Source organism: Mycobacterium sp. NPDC050441 (assembly GCF_040655355.1).
Classification (GTDB): Bacteria; Actinomycetota; Actinomycetes; order Mycobacteriales; family Mycobacteriaceae; genus Mycobacterium.
This window is the reverse complement of sequence record NZ_JBFAJS010000005.1, coordinates 477,563-501,404: the sequence shown is the minus strand read 5'-3', so window position 1 is coordinate 501,404 and position 23,842 is coordinate 477,563. Positions and strand designations below refer to the sequence as shown.

17 protein-coding genes are annotated in these 23,842 nt (G+C 67.6%); 4 read left to right on the top strand and 13 right to left on the bottom strand.

The genetic code is table 11. From position 1 onward, the window contains the following. The first annotated feature begins 2 nt into the window (after positions 1-2). Complete coding sequence (locus AB0I14_RS17990; protein WP_358024081.1) at positions 3-1,088, top strand: TOBE-like domain-containing protein; 1,086 nt, start codon at positions 3-5, stop codon at positions 1,086-1,088. An 18-nt stretch (positions 1,089-1,106) separates the two neighbouring features. On the opposite strand, the gene AB0I14_RS17985 is transcribed toward AB0I14_RS17990, so the two are convergent. From AB0I14_RS17985 to AB0I14_RS17945, 9 genes are all read right to left on the bottom strand, one after another. Then, on the bottom strand, positions 1,107-1,367 hold the full coding sequence (locus tag AB0I14_RS17985; RefSeq protein ID WP_358024078.1) for a metal-sensitive transcriptional regulator: 261 nt from the start codon (positions 1,365-1,367) through the stop codon (positions 1,107-1,109). A gap of 76 nt (positions 1,368-1,443) precedes the next feature. Further along, on the bottom strand, positions 1,444-2,304 hold the full coding sequence (locus AB0I14_RS17980) for a sulfite exporter TauE/SafE family protein (protein WP_358024074.1): 861 nt from the start codon (positions 2,302-2,304) through the stop codon (positions 1,444-1,446). Further along, a complete protein-coding gene (locus AB0I14_RS17975) occupies positions 2,301-2,897 on the bottom strand; it encodes a rhodanese-like domain-containing protein (protein WP_358024071.1) in 597 nt (198 codons plus the stop codon). Before AB0I14_RS17975 ends, AB0I14_RS17980 begins: the two co-directional genes overlap by 4 nt. Next, positions 2,897-4,108 (bottom strand): FAD/NAD(P)-binding oxidoreductase, encoded by a 1,212-nt coding sequence (locus AB0I14_RS17970; RefSeq protein ID WP_358024069.1) that lies wholly within the window; start codon positions 4,106-4,108, stop codon positions 2,897-2,899. The genes AB0I14_RS17975 and AB0I14_RS17970 overlap by 1 nt, the downstream gene beginning before the upstream one ends. 47 nt (positions 4,109-4,155) lie before the next feature. Next, positions 4,156-5,535, bottom strand: coding sequence for an MBL fold metallo-hydrolase (locus AB0I14_RS17965; protein ID WP_358024066.1), 1,380 nt, complete (start codon positions 5,533-5,535; stop codon positions 4,156-4,158). A 144-nt stretch (positions 5,536-5,679) separates the two neighbouring features. Continuing rightward, on the bottom strand, positions 5,680-6,393 hold the full coding sequence (locus AB0I14_RS17960; protein ID WP_358024062.1) for a sirohydrochlorin chelatase: 714 nt from the start codon (positions 6,391-6,393) through the stop codon (positions 5,680-5,682). A 7-nt stretch (positions 6,394-6,400) separates the two neighbouring features. Next, positions 6,401-7,102, bottom strand: a complete 702-nt coding sequence (locus AB0I14_RS17955; RefSeq protein ID WP_358024060.1) for a phosphoadenylyl-sulfate reductase — start codon at positions 7,100-7,102, stop codon at positions 6,401-6,403. Then, entirely contained in the window at positions 7,099-8,787 is a 1,689-nt protein-coding gene (locus tag AB0I14_RS17950) for a nitrite/sulfite reductase (RefSeq protein WP_358024057.1), read from the bottom strand. Before AB0I14_RS17950 ends, AB0I14_RS17955 begins: the two co-directional genes overlap by 4 nt. A 124-nt stretch (positions 8,788-8,911) precedes the next feature. Further along, entirely contained in the window at positions 8,912-9,016 is a 105-nt protein-coding gene (locus AB0I14_RS17945; RefSeq protein WP_358024054.1) for an Ms4527A family Cys-rich leader peptide, read from the bottom strand. Positions 9,017-9,109: 93 nt separating this feature from the next. On the opposite strand from AB0I14_RS17945, the gene hemW reads away from it, so the two are divergent. Together hemW and AB0I14_RS17935 are read left to right on the top strand one after the other, a co-directional pair. Then, positions 9,110-10,282, top strand: a complete 1,173-nt coding sequence (gene hemW, locus AB0I14_RS17940) for a radical SAM family heme chaperone HemW (RefSeq protein WP_358024051.1) — start codon at positions 9,110-9,112, stop codon at positions 10,280-10,282. Positions 10,283-10,453: 171 nt separating this feature from the next. Continuing rightward, on the top strand, positions 10,454-15,703 hold the full coding sequence (locus AB0I14_RS17935; RefSeq protein ID WP_358024048.1) for a type I polyketide synthase: 5,250 nt from the start codon (positions 10,454-10,456) through the stop codon (positions 15,701-15,703). Here AB0I14_RS17935 and AB0I14_RS17930 read toward each other — a convergent pair whose 3' ends face one another. The 4 genes from AB0I14_RS17930 to AB0I14_RS17915 form a co-directional block, all read right to left on the bottom strand. Next, positions 15,704-16,390: a maleylpyruvate isomerase family mycothiol-dependent enzyme gene (locus AB0I14_RS17930; RefSeq protein WP_358024045.1), complete on the bottom strand. Its 687-nt coding sequence runs from the start codon at positions 16,388-16,390 to the stop codon at positions 15,704-15,706. Next, positions 16,383-17,747 carry an FAD-dependent oxidoreductase gene (locus AB0I14_RS17925; RefSeq protein WP_358024042.1) on the bottom strand — a complete coding sequence of 455 codons (1,365 nt, stop codon included), beginning with the start codon at positions 17,745-17,747 and terminating at the stop codon, positions 16,383-16,385. Before AB0I14_RS17925 ends, AB0I14_RS17930 begins: the two co-directional genes overlap by 8 nt. Before the next feature lie 171 nt (positions 17,748-17,918). Next, positions 17,919-18,452 carry an ATPase gene (locus AB0I14_RS17920; protein WP_358024039.1) on the bottom strand — a complete coding sequence of 178 codons (534 nt, stop codon included), beginning with the start codon at positions 18,450-18,452 and terminating at the stop codon, positions 17,919-17,921. A 101-nt stretch (positions 18,453-18,553) separates the two neighbouring features. Further along, the gene (locus AB0I14_RS17915; protein ID WP_358024036.1) at positions 18,554-20,203 is read right to left on the bottom strand and encodes an AMP-binding protein; all 1,650 of its coding nucleotides are present in this window, start codon (positions 20,201-20,203) and stop codon (positions 18,554-18,556) included. 94 nt (positions 20,204-20,297) lie between these two features. Between AB0I14_RS17915 and AB0I14_RS17910 the strand changes: the two genes are divergently transcribed. Next, positions 20,298-23,831 carry an amino acid adenylation domain-containing protein gene (locus AB0I14_RS17910; protein WP_358024033.1) on the top strand — a complete coding sequence of 1,178 codons (3,534 nt, stop codon included), beginning with the start codon at positions 20,298-20,300 and terminating at the stop codon, positions 23,829-23,831. The last annotated feature ends 11 nt before the right edge of the window (positions 23,832-23,842 follow it).

The window sequence follows — 23,842 nt, the reverse complement described above, 5'->3', positions numbered from 1 at the left end:
CTATGACCGACGCGATCGTGGTTCGGGGCGCCAACAAGCATTACGGCGATTTTGCGGCGCTCGACAACATCGACTTCGAGGTGCCGTCCGGTTCGTTGACCGCACTGCTGGGCCCGAGCGGCTCGGGCAAGTCCACCCTGCTGCGCGCCATCGCGGGCCTGGATCAGCCCGACACCGGGACCATCACCATCAACGGGCGCGACGTCACCGGAATACCGCCGCAGCGCCGCGATATCGGATTCGTGTTCCAGCACTATGCGGCGTTCAAGCACCTGACCGTCCGCGACAACGTGGCATTCGGCCTCAAGATCCGTAAGCGTCCCAAGGCCGAGGTCAAGGAGAAGGTCGACAATCTGCTGGAGGTGGTGGGGCTGGCTGGTTTTCAGACCCGCTATCCCAACCAGCTCTCCGGCGGTCAGCGTCAGCGCATGGCGCTGGCGCGGGCGTTGGCGGTGGACCCGCAGGTGCTGCTGCTCGACGAGCCGTTCGGGGCGCTGGATGCCAAGGTGCGTGACGACCTGCGCACGTGGCTGCGTCGCTTGCACGACGAGGTGCACGTGACCACGGTGCTGGTGACCCACGATCAGGCCGAGGCGCTCGATGTGGCGGACCGGATCGCGGTGCTCAACAAGGGGCGCATCGAGCAAGTGGGTTCGCCGACCGAGGTCTACGACGAGCCGGCGAACGCATTCGTGATGTCGTTCCTCGGTGCGGTCTCGGAGCTGAACGGGATCCTGGTGCGCCCGCACGATATTCGGGTCGGACGCAACCCGGAGCTGGCCGTTGCCGCCGGTGACGGCACGGCCGAGGCCACCGGAGTGCTGCGGGCCACCATCGACCGGATCGTGATGCTCGGCTTCGAGGTGCGGGTCGAACTGACCGGCGCCGCAACCCATGTGCCGTTCACCGCGCAGATCACCCGCGGCGACGCAGAGGCGCTCGGACTGCGCGAGGGTGACACCGTCTATGTGCGCGCGACACGGGTTCCTCAGATCGCCGGGGGACTACAGATTCCGTTGAGCAACAAGGAGTCTGGCGACGATGCTGAGAAGAGCAGTGACGAGGATGAGGCGCTGACCGTCAGCTAGGCGGTCAGCACCATCCCGTCATGCCAGGGTCAGGAACAGCCGCTCCAGCTCGGCGACGTCCATCGGTTCGTCGCTCTCGCCGGTGATGCACTCGCGCAGACTGGTTGCGACGATCTTGAATCCCGCGCGGTCCAACGCGCGGGACACCGCGGCGAGCTGGGTCACGACATCTTTGCAGTCGCGGCCCTGCTCGATCATGGCGATGACGCCGGAAAGCTGTCCTTGTGCACGCCGCAGCCGGTTGAGGATGGCGGCGATCGATTCTTCGTCGCAGATCATGTTGTCCACCTTGAATATTGGGATCGAAGTTGGGTCCGATTAGTTCCATCATACCCTCGGGGGTATGTGCGCATGGTCATGTTGTCGCAGCTGGTGGGCCGAAAAGCCACCGCAATGGGCACCATCCGAGCCGGGCGCAGCTCAGGTTGCCGAGGCCGGCCAGCACGGTCAGGCCGGCTGCCGTGAGCCCGACGGCAGGATGGACTTCCTGGCCGAGGATCAGCGACGCCATGAGCAGCACGAACCAGCCGAAGGCCCGGCGTACCGCGTCGGGGTCGACGTGCGCGATCAGGCGGGTGCCGAGCAGGCTGCCCAGCACCGCCGCGGCGGTGACCGCGCCGGCAATCGTCCAGTCGATCGGCACGGTGCTCAGGTGTCCGGCCAGACCAGCGGCCGAGTTCATCGTGATCACCAGGAGCGAGGTACCCACCGCGACGGGCATGGGCAGCCCGCCGAGCAGTGCCAAGGCGGGTACCACGAGGAATCCGCCGCCGGCTCCGACGGCGCCGGTCACCACCCCGACCCCCAGCCCCATGAGCAGAACCTTGGCGACCGGCATCGGTCGCGTCGTCGGCTCGCAGGCAGTGCGGCCCTTGATCATTGCGATACCCGTGGCAATCATCACCACCGTGAACGCGATCAGCAGTACCGATCCGGCCACGACGTAACTCAGCAGCCCGCCCAGGTACGCGCCGACCATGCCGGCCGCCCCGAACATCAGGCCGCTGCGCCATTGCACCCGGCCGGCGCGCGCGTGCGACAAGGTGCTGACCGCGCTGGTCACCCCGACGACCAGCAGCGAGGTCGCGATCGCCTGCTTGGCCTCCATGCCGGCCACATAGGCCAGCAGCGGAACGGTCAGGATCGAGCCGCCCCCGCCGAGGAGTCCGAGTGACACCCCGACCAGGACGGCCAGCGCGACAGCCAGGGCGATCATGCCAACGCGCCCGAATGTGCTTGTTTGGAGCCGATCAACTGCGCGACGACGCTGTCGGCATCACAGGACGCGCCCCGGTTGTAAGGCAGTTTCGCCAGCATCATCCCCATGGCACAGGTGTTCGTCAGTGCCGCCGTCGTCAATCCGGTGCCGATCGCCGCGGCGACCCATTTCAGCTTGGGGGCCGCGATGCTGCCCAGGACACTGCTCAGCACGATCGAACCCGCTACCAGGCGAACCTGACGTTCCAGGTCCCAGCGCTGCGCGCCACGACGCACCCCGAACCCCTTGTCCTGCCAGGCGGTCATGCCGCCGTCGAGGATCGAGACGTTCGGCAGGCCGGCGTCACGCAGGGTCTCGCCGGCGGTGCCCGCCCGCTGACCGGAGCGACAGATCAGCACGACGTTCTCGTCGAGGTGCTGGGCGATCTCGTCGCGATGTTCCTGCAGCAGATCCAGCGGAACGTTGTAAGCGCCAGGGATATGGGCGGTTTCGAACTCGCCGGGCGTGCGGACGTCGATGAGCCGTGGGCCGGCACCGGCCTGCTTCAGCTCGTTCAGTTCGGCGGCGTCAATGATCGACGAGGAGGACATCAGGCAAGACCTTTCAACATGAGGTTCCAGTACATGGCGGGCAGCCCGTACTTCTTCAGGTACCAGTACGGCCGGTGCGGTTTGACCGGATCGAGTAGGGGGAAGGACGGTTTGAGGGCGAAGTCGTAGTCGAACTCCGCCAGCAGCATGTCGTGCGCGGAGGTGACGATCGGGCAGGACGCATACCCGTCATAGGACCCGGTGAGCGGGCGTCCGCTCAGCACCGCGCCGATGTTCTCGACCACCGCCGGAGCCTGCTTGCGAATGGCCGCACCGGTTTTCGAGTTGGGAGACGATCCCGCGTCGCCGAGTGCGAACACGTTCGGATAACGCACGTGCTGCATGGTGTGCTTGTCGATGTCGACATAACCGTTGGCGTCTCCGCCGACGTGGCTGGTGGACAGCGGGCTGGTCTTGATCCAGTCCGGCGCCGACTGGTGCGGGACCGCGTGCAGTACGTCGTAGGGCAGCGTGGTTTCGATTCCCTCCGCAACGTTGGTCATCGTCACCTTGCGAGCGGCCGAATCGATGGACTGCACTTCACTTCCGGTGTGCAGCGTGATGCCGTAGTCGGCGATGACCTTGTCCAGGTTGTCGGCGATCGCGGGGATGCCGAATATCCGCGGGGTCGGGACCACCAGGTGCACGTCGATGTTGTCGAGTACGCCCTGACGCCGCCAGTGGTCGCAGGCCAGGTAGGCGATCTTCTGGGGTGCGCCGGCGCACTTGATCGGCCCGGACGGCATGGTGAACACCGCGGTCCCGGATCGGGTGTTGCGGATGAATTCCCATGTGCGCGGGGCGAGATCGAAGCGGTAGTTCGACGAGACACCGTCCTTGCCGAGCGTGTCGGTCAGGCCCTCGGTGCGTTCCCAGTCGAGCTGGATACCCGGGGCCACCACCAGGACGTCGTAGGAGTAGGTCACGCCATCGGCACACGTGACCGTGTTGGCGTCCGGGTTGACCGACGTCACCGCACTCTTGATCCAGGTCGCGCCGCGCGGCATCACCGACGCTTCGGCACGCTCGGTTTCGGCGGCCGTCGCCTGCCCACCGCCCACCAGGGTCCACAACGGCTGGTAGTAGTGCTTGTCGGACGGTTCGATGATCGCGACGTCGGTGTAGTGCTTGCGCAGCAACCGGGCCGCGACGGTGACACCGGCGGTGCCGCCGCCGATGATCAGGACCTCGTGCTTGAGTGGGGTGGACATACCTGTGCTGTACTCCTGTCTCTCAGACGGTTTGGGCTTGTGCAGTTTCAGGCGGCGTGGGTGCTGTCCGCCCAGGCTCCGTAGCCGCCCAGGATGTCGCTGACATCGTTGAAGCCGCGCTGGCGCAGCAGGCTGGCCGCCACCGATGAGCGGTAGCCGCCGGCGCAGTAGACCACGGTCGGGCGGGTGGGATCCAATTCGCCGGTCCGGTCCGGCAGTTGGCCCACCGGAATGTTGACTGCGCCCGGGATCATGCCCGCCTCGGTCTCACCGGGATTGCGCACGTCGACGATCTGCACGTCCGCGACCGTTGCGGCCCGCTCACTGAAAGCGGTGGCGGTCAACCGTGAGGCGACCGTCACATCGTCGGAGTGCTCGAACATCGTCCGCTCCGGATTGTCGAGGTAACCCAACACCCGGTCGAATCCGATGCGGGCGAGCCGGTTCTTGCCTTCGCGTTCTTCGCCCGGGTCGGTGACCAGCACGATGTCGGCGTCGGGCTTGACCACCGAGCCGGCGAACTCGGCGTAGCGCCCGGCCAGGCCGATGTTGATCGCGTTGCGCAGATGGCCCAGCGCGAAATCCTCGGGGCTGCGGCCGTCGATCAACATGGCCCCGTTGGCCACGGCCTCGCTGGCCTGACGGAAGTCCAGTGCCTCCGGCGTCGCCTCCTCGTCCAGCAACGCGCGGTCCTTTCGGTTGAGGATTGCGTCGTAGACGAAGTATCCCGGGGCGGGCGGCTGGCCTGCGGTGACCAATTCGAAGAAGGACTGCTTGTCCGGCGCGCGCAGCGCGTAGTTGGTCTGCTTCTGCTCACCCATGGTGGACGACAGCTCGGTGGACAGGTTCTTGCCACAGGCCGAACCTGCGCCGTGTGCCGGGAAGACCCGGGTGGCATCGGGCAGCGGCAACAGCTTCTCGTGCAGCGAGTGGTAGAGCTTGTCGGCCAGTTCCTCGCGGGTGAAGCCGATCGAGGCCAGTAGGTCCGGTCGGCCGACATCACCGATGAACAAGGTGTCGCCGGTCAGAACGCCGTAGGGCACCGCGTCATCGGCGTGCTCGTAGACCACGATGCTCATCGATTCCGGGGTGTGGCCGGGGGTGTGGCGGAACTCCAGCACCACCTCGCCGAGTGAAATACGTTGGCCGTCTTCGACTCCCATGTGATCGAACTCCGGCTTGGCGACCGAGGAGTACACGATCGCGGCACCGGTGGCCTCGGCCAGCTCGAGGTGGCCGGACAGGAAGTCGGCGTGGAAGTGGGTCTCGATCACGTGCGTGATCTGCATGCCGAACTTCTCGGCATCGGCGACGTACTCGGAGACATCGCGCTGCGGGTCGACGACGACGGCGCGCCCGGATGACTCATCGCCGATCAGGTATGACGCGTGCGACAGACAGTCCAGGTAGTACTGGATGAACTTCATTGTTCGACTCCTCGGTGGGCGGTTTGTATACCTAGGGGGGTATACCAATAAAGCCAAATATACCCCTTGGGGTATAGGAGTCAAGCTGACGAAGGCGCCCCCGGTGGACGTCCGGGGGCGCGATCGATCTGGAGGCGGAGGGGGTCAGGCGGCGAAGCCGGCGCTGCGCGCGGCCAGCGCCTCTTCGTAGCGATCCAGCACCGTGGCCGCCACCAAGCGGTGCGGGCCGAGTGGTTCGGCCATCGGAATGCCTGTGGCACAAGCAAATTCAGCGACCCTATCGGTGATGCGACCGTGCGCCAGGAACCAGGGGGCGATGACCAGGCGACGGGCGCCGCGCCGGCGTAACCGCTCGACGGACTCCGGAAGGGACGGAGTCTGACCTGTGGCGAACGCCACCTCTGTGCCGGCCCAGCGGGTGCCCTCGGCGAGAACGTCGGCCAGAGCAGCCGTACGCGCGTTGGCGGTGGGATGCGACGAGCCCACTCCGACGAGGATCACGCCGAGGTCGGCATCGAATCGAGAAACTCCCACCGCGGTCAGCCGCTCCCGCACCACCTGCAGCAGGCGAGGGTCTTCACCGAGCACGTCGGCCTGGGTCACCTCGGCGTCCGAGCGCGCGATGAGCTCGGGAATGTCGATCCGGGCGTGGTAGGCGCTACCCAGCAGCAGCGGCACCACCACGGCGCCCGGCTCGACAGCAGGCAGCACGTCGCTGAGGTTGGGTGCGTTCTGCTCGCAGAACGCGACCCGCACCTCGGTGTCAGGCAGCAGGCGGCGCAGATGGCCGCCGATGGCGTGCGCATTCGCCGACGAACGCGGGTCCGCGCTGCCGTGTGCGGTGAGAACGAGGGTCACAGATACCTCACGAGGCGTGCAGCCCGCACTCCGTCTTGGTCTGGCCGGCCCACCGGCCGCTGCGCGGATCGGCGCCCTCGGCCGGCTTGCTCGTGCACGGTGCGCATCCGATGGACGGGTAGCCCTCGTGGATCAGGGGATTGACCAGGATGTCGTTGGCCTCGATGTAGGCCTGCATCTGGTCGTCGGACCAGGCCGCGATCGGGTTGATCTTCACCAGGCCGAAGGCGGCATCCCAGCTGATCAGCGGGGCGTTGGCGCGAGTCGGCGCCTCCACCCGGCGGATGCCGGTGACCCAGGCGGTGTAGCCCGCCAGAGCCTTGCCCAGCGGCTCGACCTTGCGCATGCGGCAGCAGGCGGCGGCGTCGCGGGCGAACAGGTCCTTGCCGTGCAGCTCGTCCTGCTGGGCCACCGAGTTCTCGGGGTGGACGTTGACCACGTTCACGCCGTACACCTGCTCGACTGCGTCACGGGTGCCGATGGTCTCGGCGAAGTGGTATCCGGTGTCCAGGAACAGCACGTCGACACCGGGGCGCACCTTGGCCGCCATCTCCACCAGAACGGCGTCCTGCATGTTGGACGCCACGACGTAGTTGCCGCCGAAATGCTTGTCGGTCCAGCGCAGCAGCTCGTCCGCGCCGGCGTCGGCCAGCTCGGCCGCACCGCGCTCGGCCAGCTCGATCAGTTCCGCCTCAGTCAATGTGGTCACCTCAAGTCGTCTTCGTCGGCACGTACGGCCCACTGGGCGAAACGCTCGCCGCTCTCGCGTTGTTTCACGAAATTGCGGACGATCCGCTCGATGTAGTCGCCGAGCTCGGTGGCCAGGACCTTGTGCTGACGCAGCTTGCGTCCGAAACCGCTGTCCAGGCCGAGGCTGCCGCCCAGGTGCACCTGGAAGCCCTCCTCGGGGCCGTCGCCGTCGTCGACCATCTGGCCCTTGAAGCCGATGTCGGCGATCTGGATGCGGGCGCAGGAGTTCGGGCAGCCGTTGATGTTGACGGTGACCGGCACGTCCAGCTCGGCGTTGAGGTCACCCAGCCGTGCCTCAAGCTCGGGCACCAGCGTCTGGGCCCGTACACGGGTGTCGGCGAAGCTCAGCTTGCAGTACTCGATGCCGGTGCAGGCCATCAGGTTCTGACGCCAGTGCGACGGCTGCGACTGCAGGCCGAGCGCGTCCAGGCCGGCGCGCAAGGCGTCCAGCTTGTCGTCGGGCACGTCGAGGATGATCAGCTTCTGATAGGCGGTCAGGCGGGCGCGGTCCGCGCCGGCCTCTTCCATCAGATCGGCGACCTTGGTCAGGATCGTGCCCGAAACCCGCCCGGCGATCGCCGAGACGCCAACGGCATTGAGGCCGTTGCGGATCTTCTGCACGCCGACGTGGTCGACGGTGTGCGGCACCTGTTCGGGCGCCGGGCCGTCGTGGAGGGGCCGCTTGAGGTATTCGGTTTCGAGAATTTCGCGAAACTTCTCTACGCCCCAGTCCTTGATCAGGAACTTCAGCCGCGCCTTCGAGCGCAGTCGGCGGTACCCGTAGTCGCGGAAGATCCCGACGACGCCCGCCCACACCTCGGCGACCTCGTCCAGCGGTACCCACACGCCGACGCGCTGGGCCAGCATCGGGTTGGTCGACAGGCCGCCGCCGACCCACAGATCCAGGCCGGGTCCGTGCTCAGGGTGGTTGACCCCGATGAACGAGACGTCGTTGATCTCGTGCGCGACATCCTGCAAGCCGGAGATGGCGGTCTTGAACTTACGGGGCAGGTTGGAGAACTCCGGGCTGCCGATGTAGCGCTGCTCGATCTCCTTCAGCGCCGAAGTCGGGTCCAGCACCTCGACCAGCGAATCGCCGGCCAACGGAGACCCGAGCATGCCGCGCGGGCAGTCGCCGCAGGCCTCCATGGTCTGCAGGCCGACCTCGTCGAGTCGGCGCCAGACCTCGGGGATGTCCTCGATGCGCAGCCAGTGGTACTGCAGGTTCTCCCGGTCGGTGATGTCGGCGCTGTCGCGCGCGAAGTCGATCGAGATCTGTCCGAGGGTGCGGACTGCCTGGGCCGACAGCGCCTTGCCATCGGTGCGCACCCGCATCATGAAGTACTCGGCCTCGAGCAGGTCGGCGTTGTCGTCACCGGTGAAGGTGCCGTCGTAGCCCTCGGTGCGCTGGGTGTACAGGCCCATCCACCGGAACCGGCCGCGCAGGTCGTCCTTGGCGATGCTGGCAAAGCCGTCCCGCGAATAGACATTGAGGATGCGGTCCCGCACGTTGAGTGCGTCGTCTTCCTGCTTGAACTGCTCGTTGTGGTTCAGCGGGTCGCGGCCGCCCAGCGCCCACTGGCCTTCGTCGCGGGGGCGTTTGGCGGGCCGGTCGGCCTTGGCGGGGGCCTCAGGGGTTGTCACTGTTGTGCTCCTTGGCGAAAGGAGCTGGCATATAGACCGCGCACATCACCGGTGGCTGTCCGGCGGCGCAGATCCGGTGCCAGCTGAAACTATGGGGCGGGCGGGTTCCGAAATCAACGCATGATTAGGGCAGACAGCAACAGCTACATACGCGCTTGAAATCGACATGCCGACGAGCCACCAGCGCAATGCGGGTGGTGCTGTTGTGGGCGGCAGTCACGCCCGTCATTCTGCCACGATTGTCGCCACCTGCCCTAACCGGGCCATATTTGCGTTCAGGGTGAGCAAAAGTCGTCGCTGGACAGTCTGGGAAAATAAAACCATGAGCACCCGCACCGCGCCCGCCAGCCAACCCCGGTTGGCCCGCGTGCCCGGGCGCGCATTCGGCATCTACATCCACGTGCCGTTCTGTGCGACCCGGTGCGGATATTGCGACTTCAACACGTATACGCCGGCCGAGCTGGGGGGTGCCAACCCCGACGGCTGGCTGGAAGCGCTGCGCGTCGAGCTGGCCCTCGCCGCCGCCACGGTCGGTTCCGTGCCGGTGCAGACGGTGTTCGTCGGTGGCGGCACGCCCTCGCTCCTCGGCGGCCAAGGCCTGGCCGCGGTGCTGGGTGCCGTTCGGGACAACTTCGAACTGGCCGTCGACGCCGAGGTGACCACCGAGGCCAATCCGGAATCCACCTCTCCGGAGATGTTCACGACGCTGCGTGAGGCCGGCTACACCCGGATCTCTCTCGGCATGCAGTCGGCAGCGCCGCAGGTGCTGGCGGTGCTGGACCGCACGCACTCCCCAGGTCGCGCCCCCGCCGCGGCGTTGGAGGCCAGGGCTGCGGGTTTCGAGCACGTCAACATCGATCTGATCTACGGCACGCCGGGGGAGACCGATGACGATCTGCGGCGCTCGATCGACGTGGCGCTCGGTGGCGGCGTCGACCACGTGTCCGCGTACTCGCTGATCGTCGAGGACGGCACGGCCCTGGCTCGCCGGGTGCGCCGCGGAGAGATCACCCGGCCCGACGACGACGTGCTCGCGCAGCGCTACGAACTGCTCGACGGCCGGCTGTCGGCGGCGGGCCTGCACTGGTACGAGGTGTCGAACTGGAGCACCGACGGCGGGGAGTGCCGGCACAACCTCGGCTACTGGGACGGTGGCGAGTGGTGGGGCGCCGGGCCGGGCGCGCACGGTTTCCTGGGTGCCACCCGGTGGTGGAATATCAAGCACCCCAACGCTTATGCGCAAGCGCTGGCGGATGAGAGGTTGCCGATCGCGGACTTCGAGGTGCTCGGTGCACCCGACCGGCACGTCGAGGACGTGATGCTGCGGCTGCGGCTGCGCAGTGGCCTGGCGCTGAGCGATCTCACCGACGCCGAGCGTTCTCGCGTTCCCGAGGTGGTCGCCGGCGAGTTGGTGGTGGTCCAGGGGGACCGGCTGATGCTCAGTGACCGGGGCAGGTTGCTCGCCGACGGAGTGGTGCGCACCCTGCTCGGATAACCGGCCGGTCGAGCGCGGTGGAGCCGCGCGTGACGTTGCTCACCTGAGGACGACCGGGGCGCGCGGACTTCCCAATGCCTTGCGCCGCTATGCGAGCATGGTGCGCATGTCGCACCAAAACTTAGGCAAGGCTAGCCACTCTTGGTTCGCCAGCGGGGGTGCTCGCTGAGGATGAGTGCGACACAGAACGGCCAGCATCCGACCGCCCGACCGGCCGACACCGGCACCAGGGCTCCGGAACCCGTCGCGGTGATCGGCATCGGTTGCCGCGTCGCAGGCGACGTCGCGACGCCGGCGGACTTCTGGAATTTCCTGCTCGAGGGCCGCAGTCACGTCACCGAGGTTCCCGACGAGCGCTGGGAGCCCTACCTGCGACGCGACCCACGCAACGCGGCCATCCTGCGGGAGGTCACCCGGCTAGGGACCTTCCTCGACGATCTGGCCGGCTTCGACGCTGAGTTCTTCGGTGTCTCGCCGCGCGAAGCCGAGGTGATGGACCCCCAGCAGCGGATGGCGCTCGAGGTCAGCTGGGAGGCGCTCGAACACGCCGGGGTGTCGCCGCGGTCGCTCGCCGGCAGTGACACCGCCGTGCTGATGGGCGTCAACTCCGACGACTACGGCAAGTTGATCATGGAGGACCTGCCCGGGATCGATGCCTGGACCGGGATCGGAACCTCGCTGTGCGGTATCGCCAACCGGGTTTCGCACCTGCTCGATCTCCGCGGCCCGAGCGTGGCGCTGGACGCCGCGTGTGCGGCCTCGCTGGTCGCGGTACACCAGGCGTGCCAGATGCTGCGGGCCGGCGAGACGTCGCTGGCGCTGGCCGGAGGGGTCAGCGCGTTGATCGGTCCGGGCCTCACCCGGGTGCTGGACGAGGCCGGGGCTACCGCCCCCGATGGTCGTTGCAAGACCTTCGACGCTGCCGCCGACGGTTACGGGCGCGGTGAGGGTGCGGGCGTCGTCGTGCTCAAGCGACTTGCGGACGCCCAGCGCGACGGTGACCGCATTCTGGCCGTGGTGCGCGGCGGTGCCACCGCGCAGGACGGCCGCACCGTAGGCATCATGTCTCCCAACGGTGCCGCCCAGGCAGACATGTTCCGGCTCGCGTGCCGGATGTCGGGGGTCGACCCGGCCGGCATCGGGTACATCGAGGCACACGGAACCGGAACTCCCACAGGCGATCCCACCGAGGTCGGCGCTCTCGCCGAGGTGTACGGCGTTGGGCGTGCCGATCAGGACCGGTGCCGCATCGGGTCGGTCAAACCCAACATCGGCCACCTCGAAGGCGGCGCCGGTGTGATGGGCCTGATCAAGACGGTCCTGGCGCTGCACCACGAGGCGATCCCGCCCACGGCGGGGCTGCGCCAACTCACCGGTGCGGTCGACTGGGCCAACAGCGGGCTCCGGGTGCCCACCGAGGTCGAGCCATGGGCTCGCACCGACACCCCACGTCAGGCGGCGGTGTGCAGCTACGGCTACGGCGGCACCATCGCGCACGTCCTGCTCGAAGAGGCCCCGCCTTCGGATCCGTTGGAGCGCAGTCTTTCCGGTCCGTTGACCGTCCCGCTCTCGGCCCGTTCGGGACCCCGGCTGGCCCGCCAGGCCGAAGTGCTGGCCGACCACCTGCGGGCCGGGCACCAGGGCGTGGTGCCGGTGGCTGCCGCCTTGTGGGGCCGGCGTACTCACGAACCGGTCCGGGCCGCGGTCGTCGCCGAGCACCGGCATGAGTTGATCGCCGGCCTCGACGCGTTGGCCCGAGGTGAATCCGGGGGCGGTCTGGTCACCGGGGCGGTGCCGGGCGGTCAGGGCCGGGACGCGGTATGGGTGTTCTCCGGACATGGCTCGCAATGGGCCGGCATGGGCCGTGAGTTGCTCACCACCGAAACAACTTTCGCCCGTGTGATCGACGAGGTCGACGAGGTGTTCGGGCCCGAACTCGGGTTCTCCGCCCGTGCCGCCCTGAGCGGCGAAGACCTCGGCGGCACCGACCGGATCCAGGCATTGACCTTCGCGATGCAGGTGGGACTGGCCGCGGTAATGCGGGAGCGGGGAGTGCGGCCCGCCGCGGTGATCGGGCACTCGGTCGGTGAGGTCGCGGCCTGCGTGGTGTCCGGGGTGTTCGACCTGCGCCAGGGTGCCGCGGTGGCGTGCTATCGGGCCCGCGGCTTCCGGGCCGTGATGGGTTGCGGCGCCATGGCTTTGGTGCGACTGCCGTTCGAGCAGGCTCAGCAGCGGCTGGGCGGCCGCACCGATGTGGTGGCGGCCATCAGTGCATCGGCGGAATCCTGCGTCATCTCGGGCCGCACCGAAGCGGTCGAGGAGGTGTGCGAAGCCTGGGCCGAGCAGGGCGTCGTGGTGCGCCGAGTAAATACCGACGTGGCATTCCACAGCCCCGCCATGGACGACCTGACCGGCGCGCTGGCCGAGAATGTCGCCGGCCTTCGTCCGCCGCGCGATGCGGCGATCCCGCTCTACACCACCGCATTGGCCGATCCGCGTTCGACCGCGCCGCGAGACGCCGCTTACTGGGTGCACAACCTGCGCGGGCAGGTCCGGTTCGCCGAGGCCGTCACGGCGGCAGCCGAGGACGGACACCGGCTGTTCCTCGAAGTGTCCGCACATCCGGTGGTATCGCACTCCATCGTCGAAACCCTGCTGCACCTGGGTATGGACGAGCATGCCGTCATCCCGCTGCTGCGCCGTAACACTCCTGAGTCTTCGGCAGTCACCACTGCGATCGCCACCCTGTACTGCCACGGCGCCGACGTCGAACATGGTGTCGCCGAGTCTGATCCGTGGGACGCCGACCTGCCCGTCACCCAGTGGCAGCACCGCCGATTCTGGCGGGTACCCACCGCAGCGTCCGGCGGGAGCGCGGTGCATGACACCACCAGTCACACGTTGCTGGGCGGACGCACCGAGGTGGCCGGCACCGTCGCCACCCGGATGTGGCAGACCCGGCTGGACTTCGACACCCGGCCCTACCCGGGGGACCACCCGGTGCAGGGCACCGAAATCGTCCCTGCCGCTGTGCTGTTGAACACCTTCCTGGCGGCGGCCGGCGCGGGCGCCGCATCGGCTTCCGGCGCGGGCGCCGCATCGGCTTCCGGCGCCGGGCTGACAGAGGTGCGTCTGCGCACGCCGGTGGCCCCGGCGCGCGCGCGTGATGTTCAGGTGGTGCTGCAGGACCGTGAGTTGACCCTGGCCTCTCGGTTGGCGGATGCCGCCGAGGACCAGGTCGGCGGATGGCTGACGCACAGCAATGCGGTGGTCGCCGTTGACGAGGTTGACGAGAGCGTCGACCTGTCCATCGACCTGGCTGCGGCCCGGGCACGCTGCCCCGAGCAGTTGGAGCCGCGGCACGTGATCGACACTCTCGCCGAACTCGGCGTCGCGGCCATGGGATTCGATTGGGACATCGAGGATCTGCGCCGCGGCGACGGTGAACTGTTGGCACGCGTGAGTTCCGAGTCGGACGGCGCGCAGCCCGGCACGTGGGCGTCGCTGCTGGACGCGGCGACCTCGGCCGCCTCGACGAGCTTCGGCGGGCCGCCGCGACTGCGCATGCCTGCCCGCATCGAACGGGTGCAGGTGCACGCCGCGCCGCCGGCCACCGCGATGCTGTCGGTGCGGCGCAGGCCCGGCACCACCACCACCGATGTGGTGATCGCCGATGAATCCGGATCGGTCCTGTTGTCGATCGGCGGGATGGCCTTCGAGGAACTGGAGAATCCGGGGCGCGAATGGTCGGCCGCGGACGCGCACCGGATTGTGCACCGGGTGGCCTGGCATCCGGTGTCGGCCCGCGACGAACGGGCGCCCAGTGGGGTGGTGTTGGTCGGTGGCGACGTCGACCGGCTGGAATCCGCGGTCGATGACCTGAGCGTCGCCGGGGTGCCCTACCGTGCTGTCGAAGATCCCGCAGAGCTGGAGTCGATCGTTGAATTCGGTTCTTTACCAGCAGAACTCGGAGATTCTGCGGTGGTGCTGGTGTTGCCCCGCGACGATGACTCACCCGAGGGCGCCGTCGAGTTGGTGACCCGGACGCTGACGTTGCAGCAGCAACTCGGTATGACCGCGCGGCTGTGGGCGCTCACTGTCGGCGTCCACGAGGGAGACAACCTGACCCACGCGCCGCTGTGGGGGCTGGGCCGGGTCGCCGCCGCCGAGCATCCGCAGCTGTGGGGTGGTGTCCTGGATGTGGCCGACGGACGCCTGCCGTTGGCAGCGCTGGGATCGCTGGCCGGACACGGTGTTTTGGTGGTCCGCGACGGCGTGACCCTGGCCGCTCGCCTCGCGGCGTCGGGCTCGGCTGCCGCCGCGCAGGCCGCCCCGATGCAGTGCACGCCGGGCGGCACCTACCTGATCACCGGTGGTACCGGCGTGTTGGGCCTGCGGATGGCCCAGCGCCTGGCCGATCTCGGTGCCCGTCGGCTCGTGCTGCTGTCGCGGTCGGGCCTGGGCGAGCGCTCGGCCTGGGCGGACAACGGGCAGTCGGCCGCCGTCCGTGCGGTCACCGCGCTGGAGGAGCGCGGCGTGTCGGTCATTGTCGCGGCAGTCGACATCGGGGCGGCCGGATCGGCCGATGCCCTGCGGGATCTGCTGCGTCCATTGCCGCCGGTGCGCGGAGTGATCCATGCCGCGGGTGTGGAAGCCGGTGCGCTGCTGATGAATACGACGTCCGACGAGTTCGCCGCGGCCATGCATCCCAAGGTGCACGGCACCCTGGTCCTGCATGAGGTTTTCCCGCCGGAACAACTCGACTGGATGGTGCTGTTCTCCTCGTGCGGCTATCTGGCAGGCTTTCCCGGCCAGGGTGCCTACGGCTGCGCCAACGCTTTCCTCGATGTGATGGCCCGGCACCGGCGCGGCCTCGGGGACCGCACCACGGCCGTTGCCTGGACCGCTTGGCGCGGCTTGGGGATGGGCTCGGCATCGGAATTCGTGGCGGCCCAGCTCGATGCGCTCGGCATGGGGATGGTCGGCGCCGACGACGCGATCCGCGCGCTCGATCTGGCGATGCGTGAAGACACCGCCAATGTCGTGGTGCTGCCGGTCCTGCCGGCCGCCGCCGCGGTGCCGATCCTGGTGGATGTGGCGCCCGAGGAGGAACCCGACGACGACTCGTCGTCGTCCACCGCGGGGGAGAACGACCCCGAGCAGCTGGCCGCCCACGTGTTGACCGCGGTGGCAAGCCAATTGGGGCTGGCGGAGGCCGACGTGAACATCGACCTGCCGTTGGTGGAATTGGGCGTCGACTCGATCATGACGGTGCGGCTGCGGCGTCAGCTTGAGAAGCAGACCGGGCTGTCGCTGCCGCCGACCCTGCTGTGGGAGCACCCCACCGCGGCGGCCGTCACGGCCAGGATCATCGAGCTGCTGGCCCCCGCCGTGGAGTGTGAAGTTCGGGCGGGAGGCTAGTCAGAGGCGCGTCTCGGCCGGTGGAATCGGCTGGTCGTCGTTGCGTGGGCCGAAGAATCCGAAGCTTTCGATCATCTGCACGGAGGCGTCCGGTGTCCATTCCCATGCGGCGATCTGGCGCTGGGAGCGGCGGCTGAAGGAGGCGCGAAGCAATTCATAGCCGTCGGTCTGCAATCGCGTGGCCGGTTGCCCTGAACCGCAATTCCATTGCTGTCCCCGCTCGTCGTGAATCAGCACAGTTGTGGAGTGCCGGAGTCGTCTTCCGAGGTACAGCATCATCACCTCCAGGAACGGCTGCCAGTGATCACGGTCCACCTGAGGAAGTCCCAGCGCTTCACGTAGATCTGCCTCGTGACAGATCGCGTCCGCGGCCAGGTTGGGCCCGAAGGCTTGATCGTCTGTCAGGAGGGCGTCAGCTGCTGGGCCGACGCGATCCCATTCGGCGAGAAGTTCGTCAATCGGGTTGTGCCGGCGTTCCTCGACGTGGCGCGCCGTCCACTGGTCGCTTGTCACTCCGTCCAACCGCCCACTGGCTGCGTCGGCAGCACCTCCGACCAGATGCGCCAGCAACTCGTGCACTGTCCAGCGGGGCGTGGCTGGTACGAACATCAGACGCTGTTCGTCGTTCAGCGTGGCGGCCAGTTCGCTTACCCGGCCGCGGGCCGCGCGATATGTCTGCTCAAGCATTGTCGGCGTACGGCTTCGGGTGCGGGTGGCGGAGGTTGGACAGCAGGATCCGCACGAACAGGGCTGGATCCTGCAGGCGTGCGGGTGGATCGATCATGCCGCGGACCCGAAAGATCCGTTCGGCCACCACGATGTCGTTGGTCGCGGCCTTCAGTGCCGCGAATTGGACCCAGCCGCGCAACCGTTTACCAGGGGTCCGCTTTGCGCTCGGGGACGGCGCGCGATCGTTGGCCCGGTTCGCGGTCCACACCGGTTCGATCTGTTCGGCGGCGCGGCGGTAGAAGCGTCGCGGCAGATCGGTGTGGCCGGCGCGCAGGCAGTCTCGGAGCACCAGCGCCTGCAGAGCGGCCATCGTCATGCCTTGTCCGTGCAGCGGATTGAGATTGCACAACGCGTCACCGACCACCACCAAACCGTCCGGCAGGTGCGGCATCCGGTCATAGCGTCGCCAGGCGGCGGCGGTGCTGCGCGAAATCGAGACCTGCCCGACGGGCGTCGCATCGCGTAATCCGGCCATGATCGGGCCGGGCAGCATCTGCTCGGCGGCTTCCAGCATCTCGGCGAAATCAGTTGTGACGGTCCCACACTCATCAGGACAGGTGATCGCCAGCATCCAGGTGTCGTGTTCGTATGCCACCAGCAGTAAACCGGGTGACCTGCTGCCTCGGTTGACGAACGCCATACGCTCGGTGATGCGTCCGGGCGGGATGCGCATCAGCTGGCAGGAGTAGCCGCCGACCGACGGTTCCTGCATCTCCGGTACGGAGCCGAAACCGCAACTGTCCAGGAACTGCGCGGTACGTGCGGCACGCCCCGTCGCGTCGATCACCACGTCCGCAGCTATCGAGGCGGCGACACCGGTGTCGCGGTTGATGATTCGTGCACCGTTGACGGTGTCGTCCGCGATCACCGGTCCGACCACCTCATGGTTGGCGAGGATTGTGACATTGCCCAGCGCGGCAACGCGCCGGCGAATATGAAACTCCATGAAGGGGCGGCTGGCCTGATATGCGGCCAGTGATCCCGGATCGGTCAGCCGTCCGGACGGCTTGACGTCGTAACCCGCGGCGTGCACGTATATCCGCGACAGGTCATCGCCGTCGTCGACAACGGCCCCGGCTGCGGCAAGTTCGGCCAGGATCCCGGGGAACAGCTCCCCGAGCACCTGCGTGCCGCGACTGAGGAAGTTGTGCAGATGGCGTCCCTGTGGCACCCCTTTGCGTTGTTCCGGGCGATCGGGCAGCGCGTCCCGTTCGACCAGAGTCACCGCCCCGTAGAACTCCGACAACACCCGAGTGGTCAACAGGCCTGCGATGCCTGCCCCCAAAACCACGGCGTGTGAACCCGATTCGGCCATCACGGTCCCCTCCGTTCCGAGCGCAGATGCGACATCGGCCCCTCGTACCAGAACCGAGCGTACCCCAACTCTAAGAAAGATAAGGGAAAATTATGAAAACATTAAGATGGCGTCGGTGACGGTGCGGATCCTGGTGGACGTGGCTGCCGGCTCCGGCAGTGGACTGTGAGGTCACGGCGTAGGCAGGATATTCAGCCAGCCTGTCAGGCCGATGATCTCTGTGGCGATGTCGGAGACGGTGCGATGGTCGGTGGGGATGTGGTGTGTCGCGGCCGTGATGCCGGCTCTCAGCTTGATGTCCATACGCGCACTGGATGCGAGGTGGCGGTCGAGCGCCGAGCCGATTTCACGCTCGCCGAGACGTTCTCGGGCCGTGGTGTCTGTGCACGTGAGTAGGACTGTGAAGACCTTGGGATTGTCACCCATCGCGGTAGTGAGATCTTCGACTACGTCGGGTAGCACGCTGGCGGTGTTGGTGTAGATCAACCGGCGATGGCCCAGTGCACGATATCTTGCCCACATTGCTGCGAGGTTTTGCTCGGCGATCTTGTGTTCCCGCGGGGCGGGGTAAGCCATGTCGAGGAAGTCGCCTTCGATCAGGCAGTGAGAGACGTCCGCGTTGCTCAGCATGGCGTGCATCTCAAAACTGGTGCTGGTCTTGCCGGTCCCGGATCGTCCGCCGATGAACACCACTTCGCTCGCCATGTGGGCAGTGTTGTCCATGGCGGTGCGACGGTCGAGGCATTTTCATTCCGGCCCGGTTCACCTCAGGTTCCGGGCTGGTCCAGGGGTCAGGCCGCGAGACCTCACCCGATGATCGCGGCGATGAGCTTCTTCTTGTCGACCTTGCCCACCGCTGTGGTGGGCAAGGTCGGCATCGGGACCAGCACATCGGGCCGGGCATGGGCCGACGCGCCCCGCTGGTCGAGGAACTCGTTGAGCTGAACCAGACTGACCGGTGTGCCCTTGAAAACCACCGCGGCACAGATCTTCTCACCGAGATAGTCGTCGGGCAGTGGCACCGCCGCGGCCGCGTAGACCGCGGGGTGGGTCAGCAGGTGATCCTCGAGATCGGTGGCCGACACCGTTTCGCCACCGCGGTGGATGACGTCCTTGATCCGGCCGGTCACCTCGACGTAGCCGGCCCGCGGGCCGTCGGTGAAGATCCGGACCCGGTCGCCGGTGCGGAAGAAGCCGTCGGGGCTGAAGGAACGCGCGTTGGCCTCCTCGGCGCGGTAGTAGCCGTTGAGTGTGTAGGGACCGCGCACCAGCAGCTCACCCTCCTGCCCGGGCGCAACATCCCGGCCGTCCTCGTCGACCACCCGCATCTCGTCGTACGGCGACATCGGCCGGCCCTGGGTGTTCTCCACCACGTCCGCCGGATCGCCGGGTCGGGTGAAATTCAGCATCCCTTCGGCCATTCCGAAGATCTGTTGCAGTCCGGGGCTCAGGCCCTCGTGGATGAAGTGGGCTTCCTCGGGGGACATCCGCGATCCACCCACCTGAACCACGCGCAACGAGGTGGGCAGCACCGGTTCCCAGTCGCAGGCCTGGGTCCACAGCTTGGCGAGGGCATTGACGAGTCCGGTCACGGTGACACCGTGGGTGTTGATCAGGGCGAAGGCCGATTCGGGACTGGGGTCGTCGGTGTAGACCGTCGTCGCCCCGACCGTCATCGAGCCGAGCAGGCCGGGACAGGCGAACGGGAAGTTGTGGCCGGCGGGCAAGACTGCCAGATAGACGTCGTCGTGCACCATTTCGCAGGCCTGGGCACACGCCGTGGCGTTGTAGAGGTAGTCGTCATGGGTGCGGGGGATGAGCTTGGGCAGTCCGGTGGTCCCGCCGGACACCAGCAGCACGGCGGGACCGCTGGTGTCGACGGTGATGCTCGGTGGTCCCGCATCGTCGAAATCCTTGAGGGCGGGCCAGGATTGGAAGGTGCCGGGGTCGCCGTCGACGAGGATGTGACTCAGCCGCGGGTGCTCGGAGGCGAGCTGCGCCGCCAGCTCGCGGTAGTCGAATCCGGCTATGACGTCGGGGATCACGAGTCCGACGGCGCCGCTGACCTCGGCGAAATGGCCCAGTTCGGCCGATCGGTGCCCGGGCAGGCACAGCACCGGGACCACCCCCGCGCGAAGCAAACCGAAAGTGGCGACCGCGAATTCGCGCGAGTTCGGCAGCTGCACCAGGACGCGGTCGCCTGGGGAGATGCCGCGGTGGGCCAGTGCCGCACCGATCCGGTCGGCGAGTGCGTCCAGCTCGGCGAACGTGTAACTGCCGGTGGAGTCGACGACGGCTGCCTTGTTCGGCCAGTGTTCGGCAGCCTGGCGCAGGATGCTGTCCAGTGCTTTGCCCTGCCAGTACCCGGCTTGCCGGTATACCTCGGCGCGGTGCTCGGGGAACGGCGTGAATCCGTTTGCCAGTTCGTCCTGCTCACGGTCAAAACCGGTGGTCATCGGTGTTGTGGCTCCCGTCGGGTGGGTCTGTCGGCAGATCGAATATAGGGTAACCTCCACTAAGTTAGGGCAGCCTTTACTAATTGTTCGGAGGATGGTGAGCGTGGTGGCGACGAGTTCCCAGACGGTCCGCGACGAGGTCGCCGAACTTCTGGGGGTCAGCTCCGATGCTGTCGATCCCGACGCCGACCTGATCGCCTCCGGGCTCGATTCGATCCGGATGATGTCGTTGTCCGGGCGGTGGCGTAAGCAGGGCATCAATGTCGGATTCGCGGCCCTGGCAGCCAATCCCACTGTCGCCGCCTGGATCGATCTGGTCGCCGAGCATTCCCCGGACGCGCCCGCCGAATTACCCGTCCCGGATACCGCCGGCGTCGGTGAGGAAGACGAACCCTTTCCGCTGGCCCCCATCCAGCACGCCTTCTGGGTGGGCCGCAACCAGGATCAGCAGCTCGGCGGCGTCGGCGCACATCTATATGTCGAATTCGACGGTGTCCGAGTCGATCCGCAGCGGCTGAGCATCGCAGCCGAGAAGCTGGCTGCCCGTCATCCGATGCTGCGGGTCGAGATCCTGCCCGACGGCACTCAGCGGATCGGTGACCGGCCGCTGCCGGTCGCCGTCTACGACCTGCGCGACCTGGATGAGGCTGCGGCACAAGCACAATTGGAGCTCACCAGGGAATCCAAGTCCCATCAGATGCTGCACGACGAGGTGCTCCAGCTCGGCCTGTCGCTGCTTCCGGACGGGCGCACGCGTCTCCATGTTGATATGGACATGCAGGCCGCCGACGCGGTGAGCTATCGCAACTTCATGGCTGATCTGGCCGCGTTCTACCGCGGCGTCGAGTTGCCCGGTCTGGGCTACACCTACCGCGACTACCGCGCCCGGCTGACCGCCTCGGTGCCGCCGCCGTCGCAGCAGGACCAGCAGTGGTGGGCCGAGCGGGTGCCCGATCTACCGGATCCGCCTGCGCTGCCGCTGGTTCCGCTGTCCGATCAGCGCAACCCGCACCGCAGCATCCGGCTGTGGGAAGTCCTCGACGTCCCGACGCGCGACGCATTGTTCGCCGCGGCGCAACGGCGCGGCATCACTCCGGCGATGGCGGTCGGAGCTTCGTATGCCAATGCGCTGGCGCACTGGTCGACGCAGTCGCGGTTCCTGCTTAACCTGCCGATGTTCGGCCGGGAGCCGTACCACCCGGACGTGGAGAAGCTGGTCGGTGACTTCACCTCGTCCCTGTTGCTCGACATCGACCTGACCGGGGCGGATACCGCTGCGGCCCGAGCCAGGGTGGTGCAGGAGACGCTGCACGCCACCGCCGCGCATTCCTCGGTATCCGGCCTTGATGTGCTGCGCGACATGAGCCGCCACCGCGGCAGCCAGACGCTGGCCACCATCGTCTACACCAGTGCGCTGGGCCTGGGTGATCTGTTCGCCGGTGATGTCACCGACCAGTTCGGAGCGCCGGTGTGGACCATCTCGCAGGGCCCGCAGGTGCTCATCGACGCCCAGGCCACGCCGATCGCCGACGGCCTGATGATCAACTGGGATGTCCGGATCGAGGCGTTCCGGCCCGGCGTGGCCGAGGCCATGTTCGCCTACCACCTGGACGAATTGCGCAGGCTCGCCACCGACGACGCGGCCTGGGATGAGCCCGACCAGCCGGCCGCATCTGAGCAACAGCGCCGGGTGCGGGCCGAGTTGAACGCGTCGACCTCGACGCCCAGCGGCGACGTACTGCATTCCGGATTCCTGGCCAACGCGACCGCAACCCCCGACGCACCCGCGGTGTTCTGCAGCGCCGGGGACCTCACCTACGGCGAGTTGCGGGACAGGGTGCTGGCCGTGGCGGCCGGCCTGCAGTCCCGTGGGGTGTGCCACGGCGAGGTAGTCGCGGTGCTGGGCCCCAAGAGCGTCGAACAGGTTGTCGCACTGCTGGCCATCTCGATGGTCGGCGCCGCATACCTGCCGGTCGGGGTGGATCAGCCCGCCGATCGGGCCGCGCGCATCCTGCACACCGGTGGGGTGGACTTCGCCCTGATCTGCGGTTCGGGGTCGGAGCATCCCGACCTGCCGCACCTGACCGTTGCCGACGCCGAGATCATCGGTGACCCGGCACATTTCGAGCCGGCTGAGACCACCCCGGACGATCTGGCCTACGTGTTGTTCACCTCCGGCTCGACCGGTGAGCCCAAGGGCGTCGAGATCACTCATGACGCGGCGATGAACACCATCGAGTTCATCAACGACCACTTCGAGATCGGCCCCGCCGATCGGTGCCTGGCGCTGTCGCACCTGGAGTGCGACCTGTCGGTGATCGATGTCTACGGAACCTTGCGCTCGGGTGGCTCGATGGTGGTCGTCGACGAGGAGCAGCGTCGCGATCCGGATGTCTGGGTCAGGCTGATCGACGAGTACCGGGTGAGCGTCCTGCACTTCCTGACCGGCTGGCTGGAGATGCTCGTCGCCGCCGGCGGATCTGGCACTGCCACGGATGGCGGTTCGCTTTCCTCGCTGCGGGTGGTTCCCACCGGGGGCGACTGGGTGCGTCCGGACCTGGTGCGGGCATTGCGTGCCGCGTCGCCACAGGTGCGTTTCGCGGGGCTGGGCGGGGCCACCGAGACCGCGACCCACAACACCATCTTCGAAGTCGGATTCGACGAGGACGCGCTGCCGCCGCACTGGACCTCGGTGCCGTTCGGCGTGCCGCTGGCCAACAACTGCTGCCGGGTGGTCGACGCGCGGGGCGGGGACTGCCCCGACTGGGTGCCCGGAGAGCTGTGGGTCGGCGGGCGCGGTATCGCCCGCGGCTACCGCGGGCGTCCCGACCTGACCGCCGAACGGTTCGTCGAACACGACGGACGTCGGTGGTACCGCACCGGGGACCTGGTGCGGTTGTGGCCCGACGGCACGCTGGAGTTCGTCGGCCGCGCCGATCACCGGATCAAGGTCAGTGGGTTCCGCATCGAGCTCGGTGAGGTCGAGGGCGCGTTGTGCCGCGTTCCCGGTGTGGACGCGGCGGTCGCCGTGCTGGTGCCGGTCGAGGGCGGTCACGATCTGCTGGGTGCGCTGGTGCGCACGGAGCAGCCCGGTTTGGATACGGAAGCGGTGGCCCAGACCATAGCCAACGCCATGGCCGAGTGGGTGCCGGCGCACATGATCCCGCAGGTTCTACTCGTCGCCGATGAGATTCCCTACGCCCGGGGCAAGACCGACCGCACCGCGGCAGTCCGGATGCTCGCCGCACTCGGCGCTCCAGAGACCAGGGGCTACCGGGCGCCGTCGGGTCCGCTGGAAACGGCCCTGTGCGCGATCGTCGGGGACGTTCTCAAGCAGTCCGGCGTCGGAGTCGACGACGATTTCTTCGCGCTCGGCGGGGACTCGGTGCTGGGTACGCAGCTGGTGGCCCGAATCCGGGACTGGCTGGACACCTCGACCGTCATGGTCGCCGATGTCTTCGCGGCGCGAACGGTCGCGAAGATGGCTGCGCTGCTGGTCGGCCGGGAGGCGGGCTCAGACCGTCTCCAACTGGTGTCCGAGCTGTATCTGGAGGTCACCGGCATGGACAGCGCCGATGTGGCCTCCGAGTTGGCGCGCACGGCCCCAGAACCCGCGTTCGGCAACTAAGGTTAGAGTTA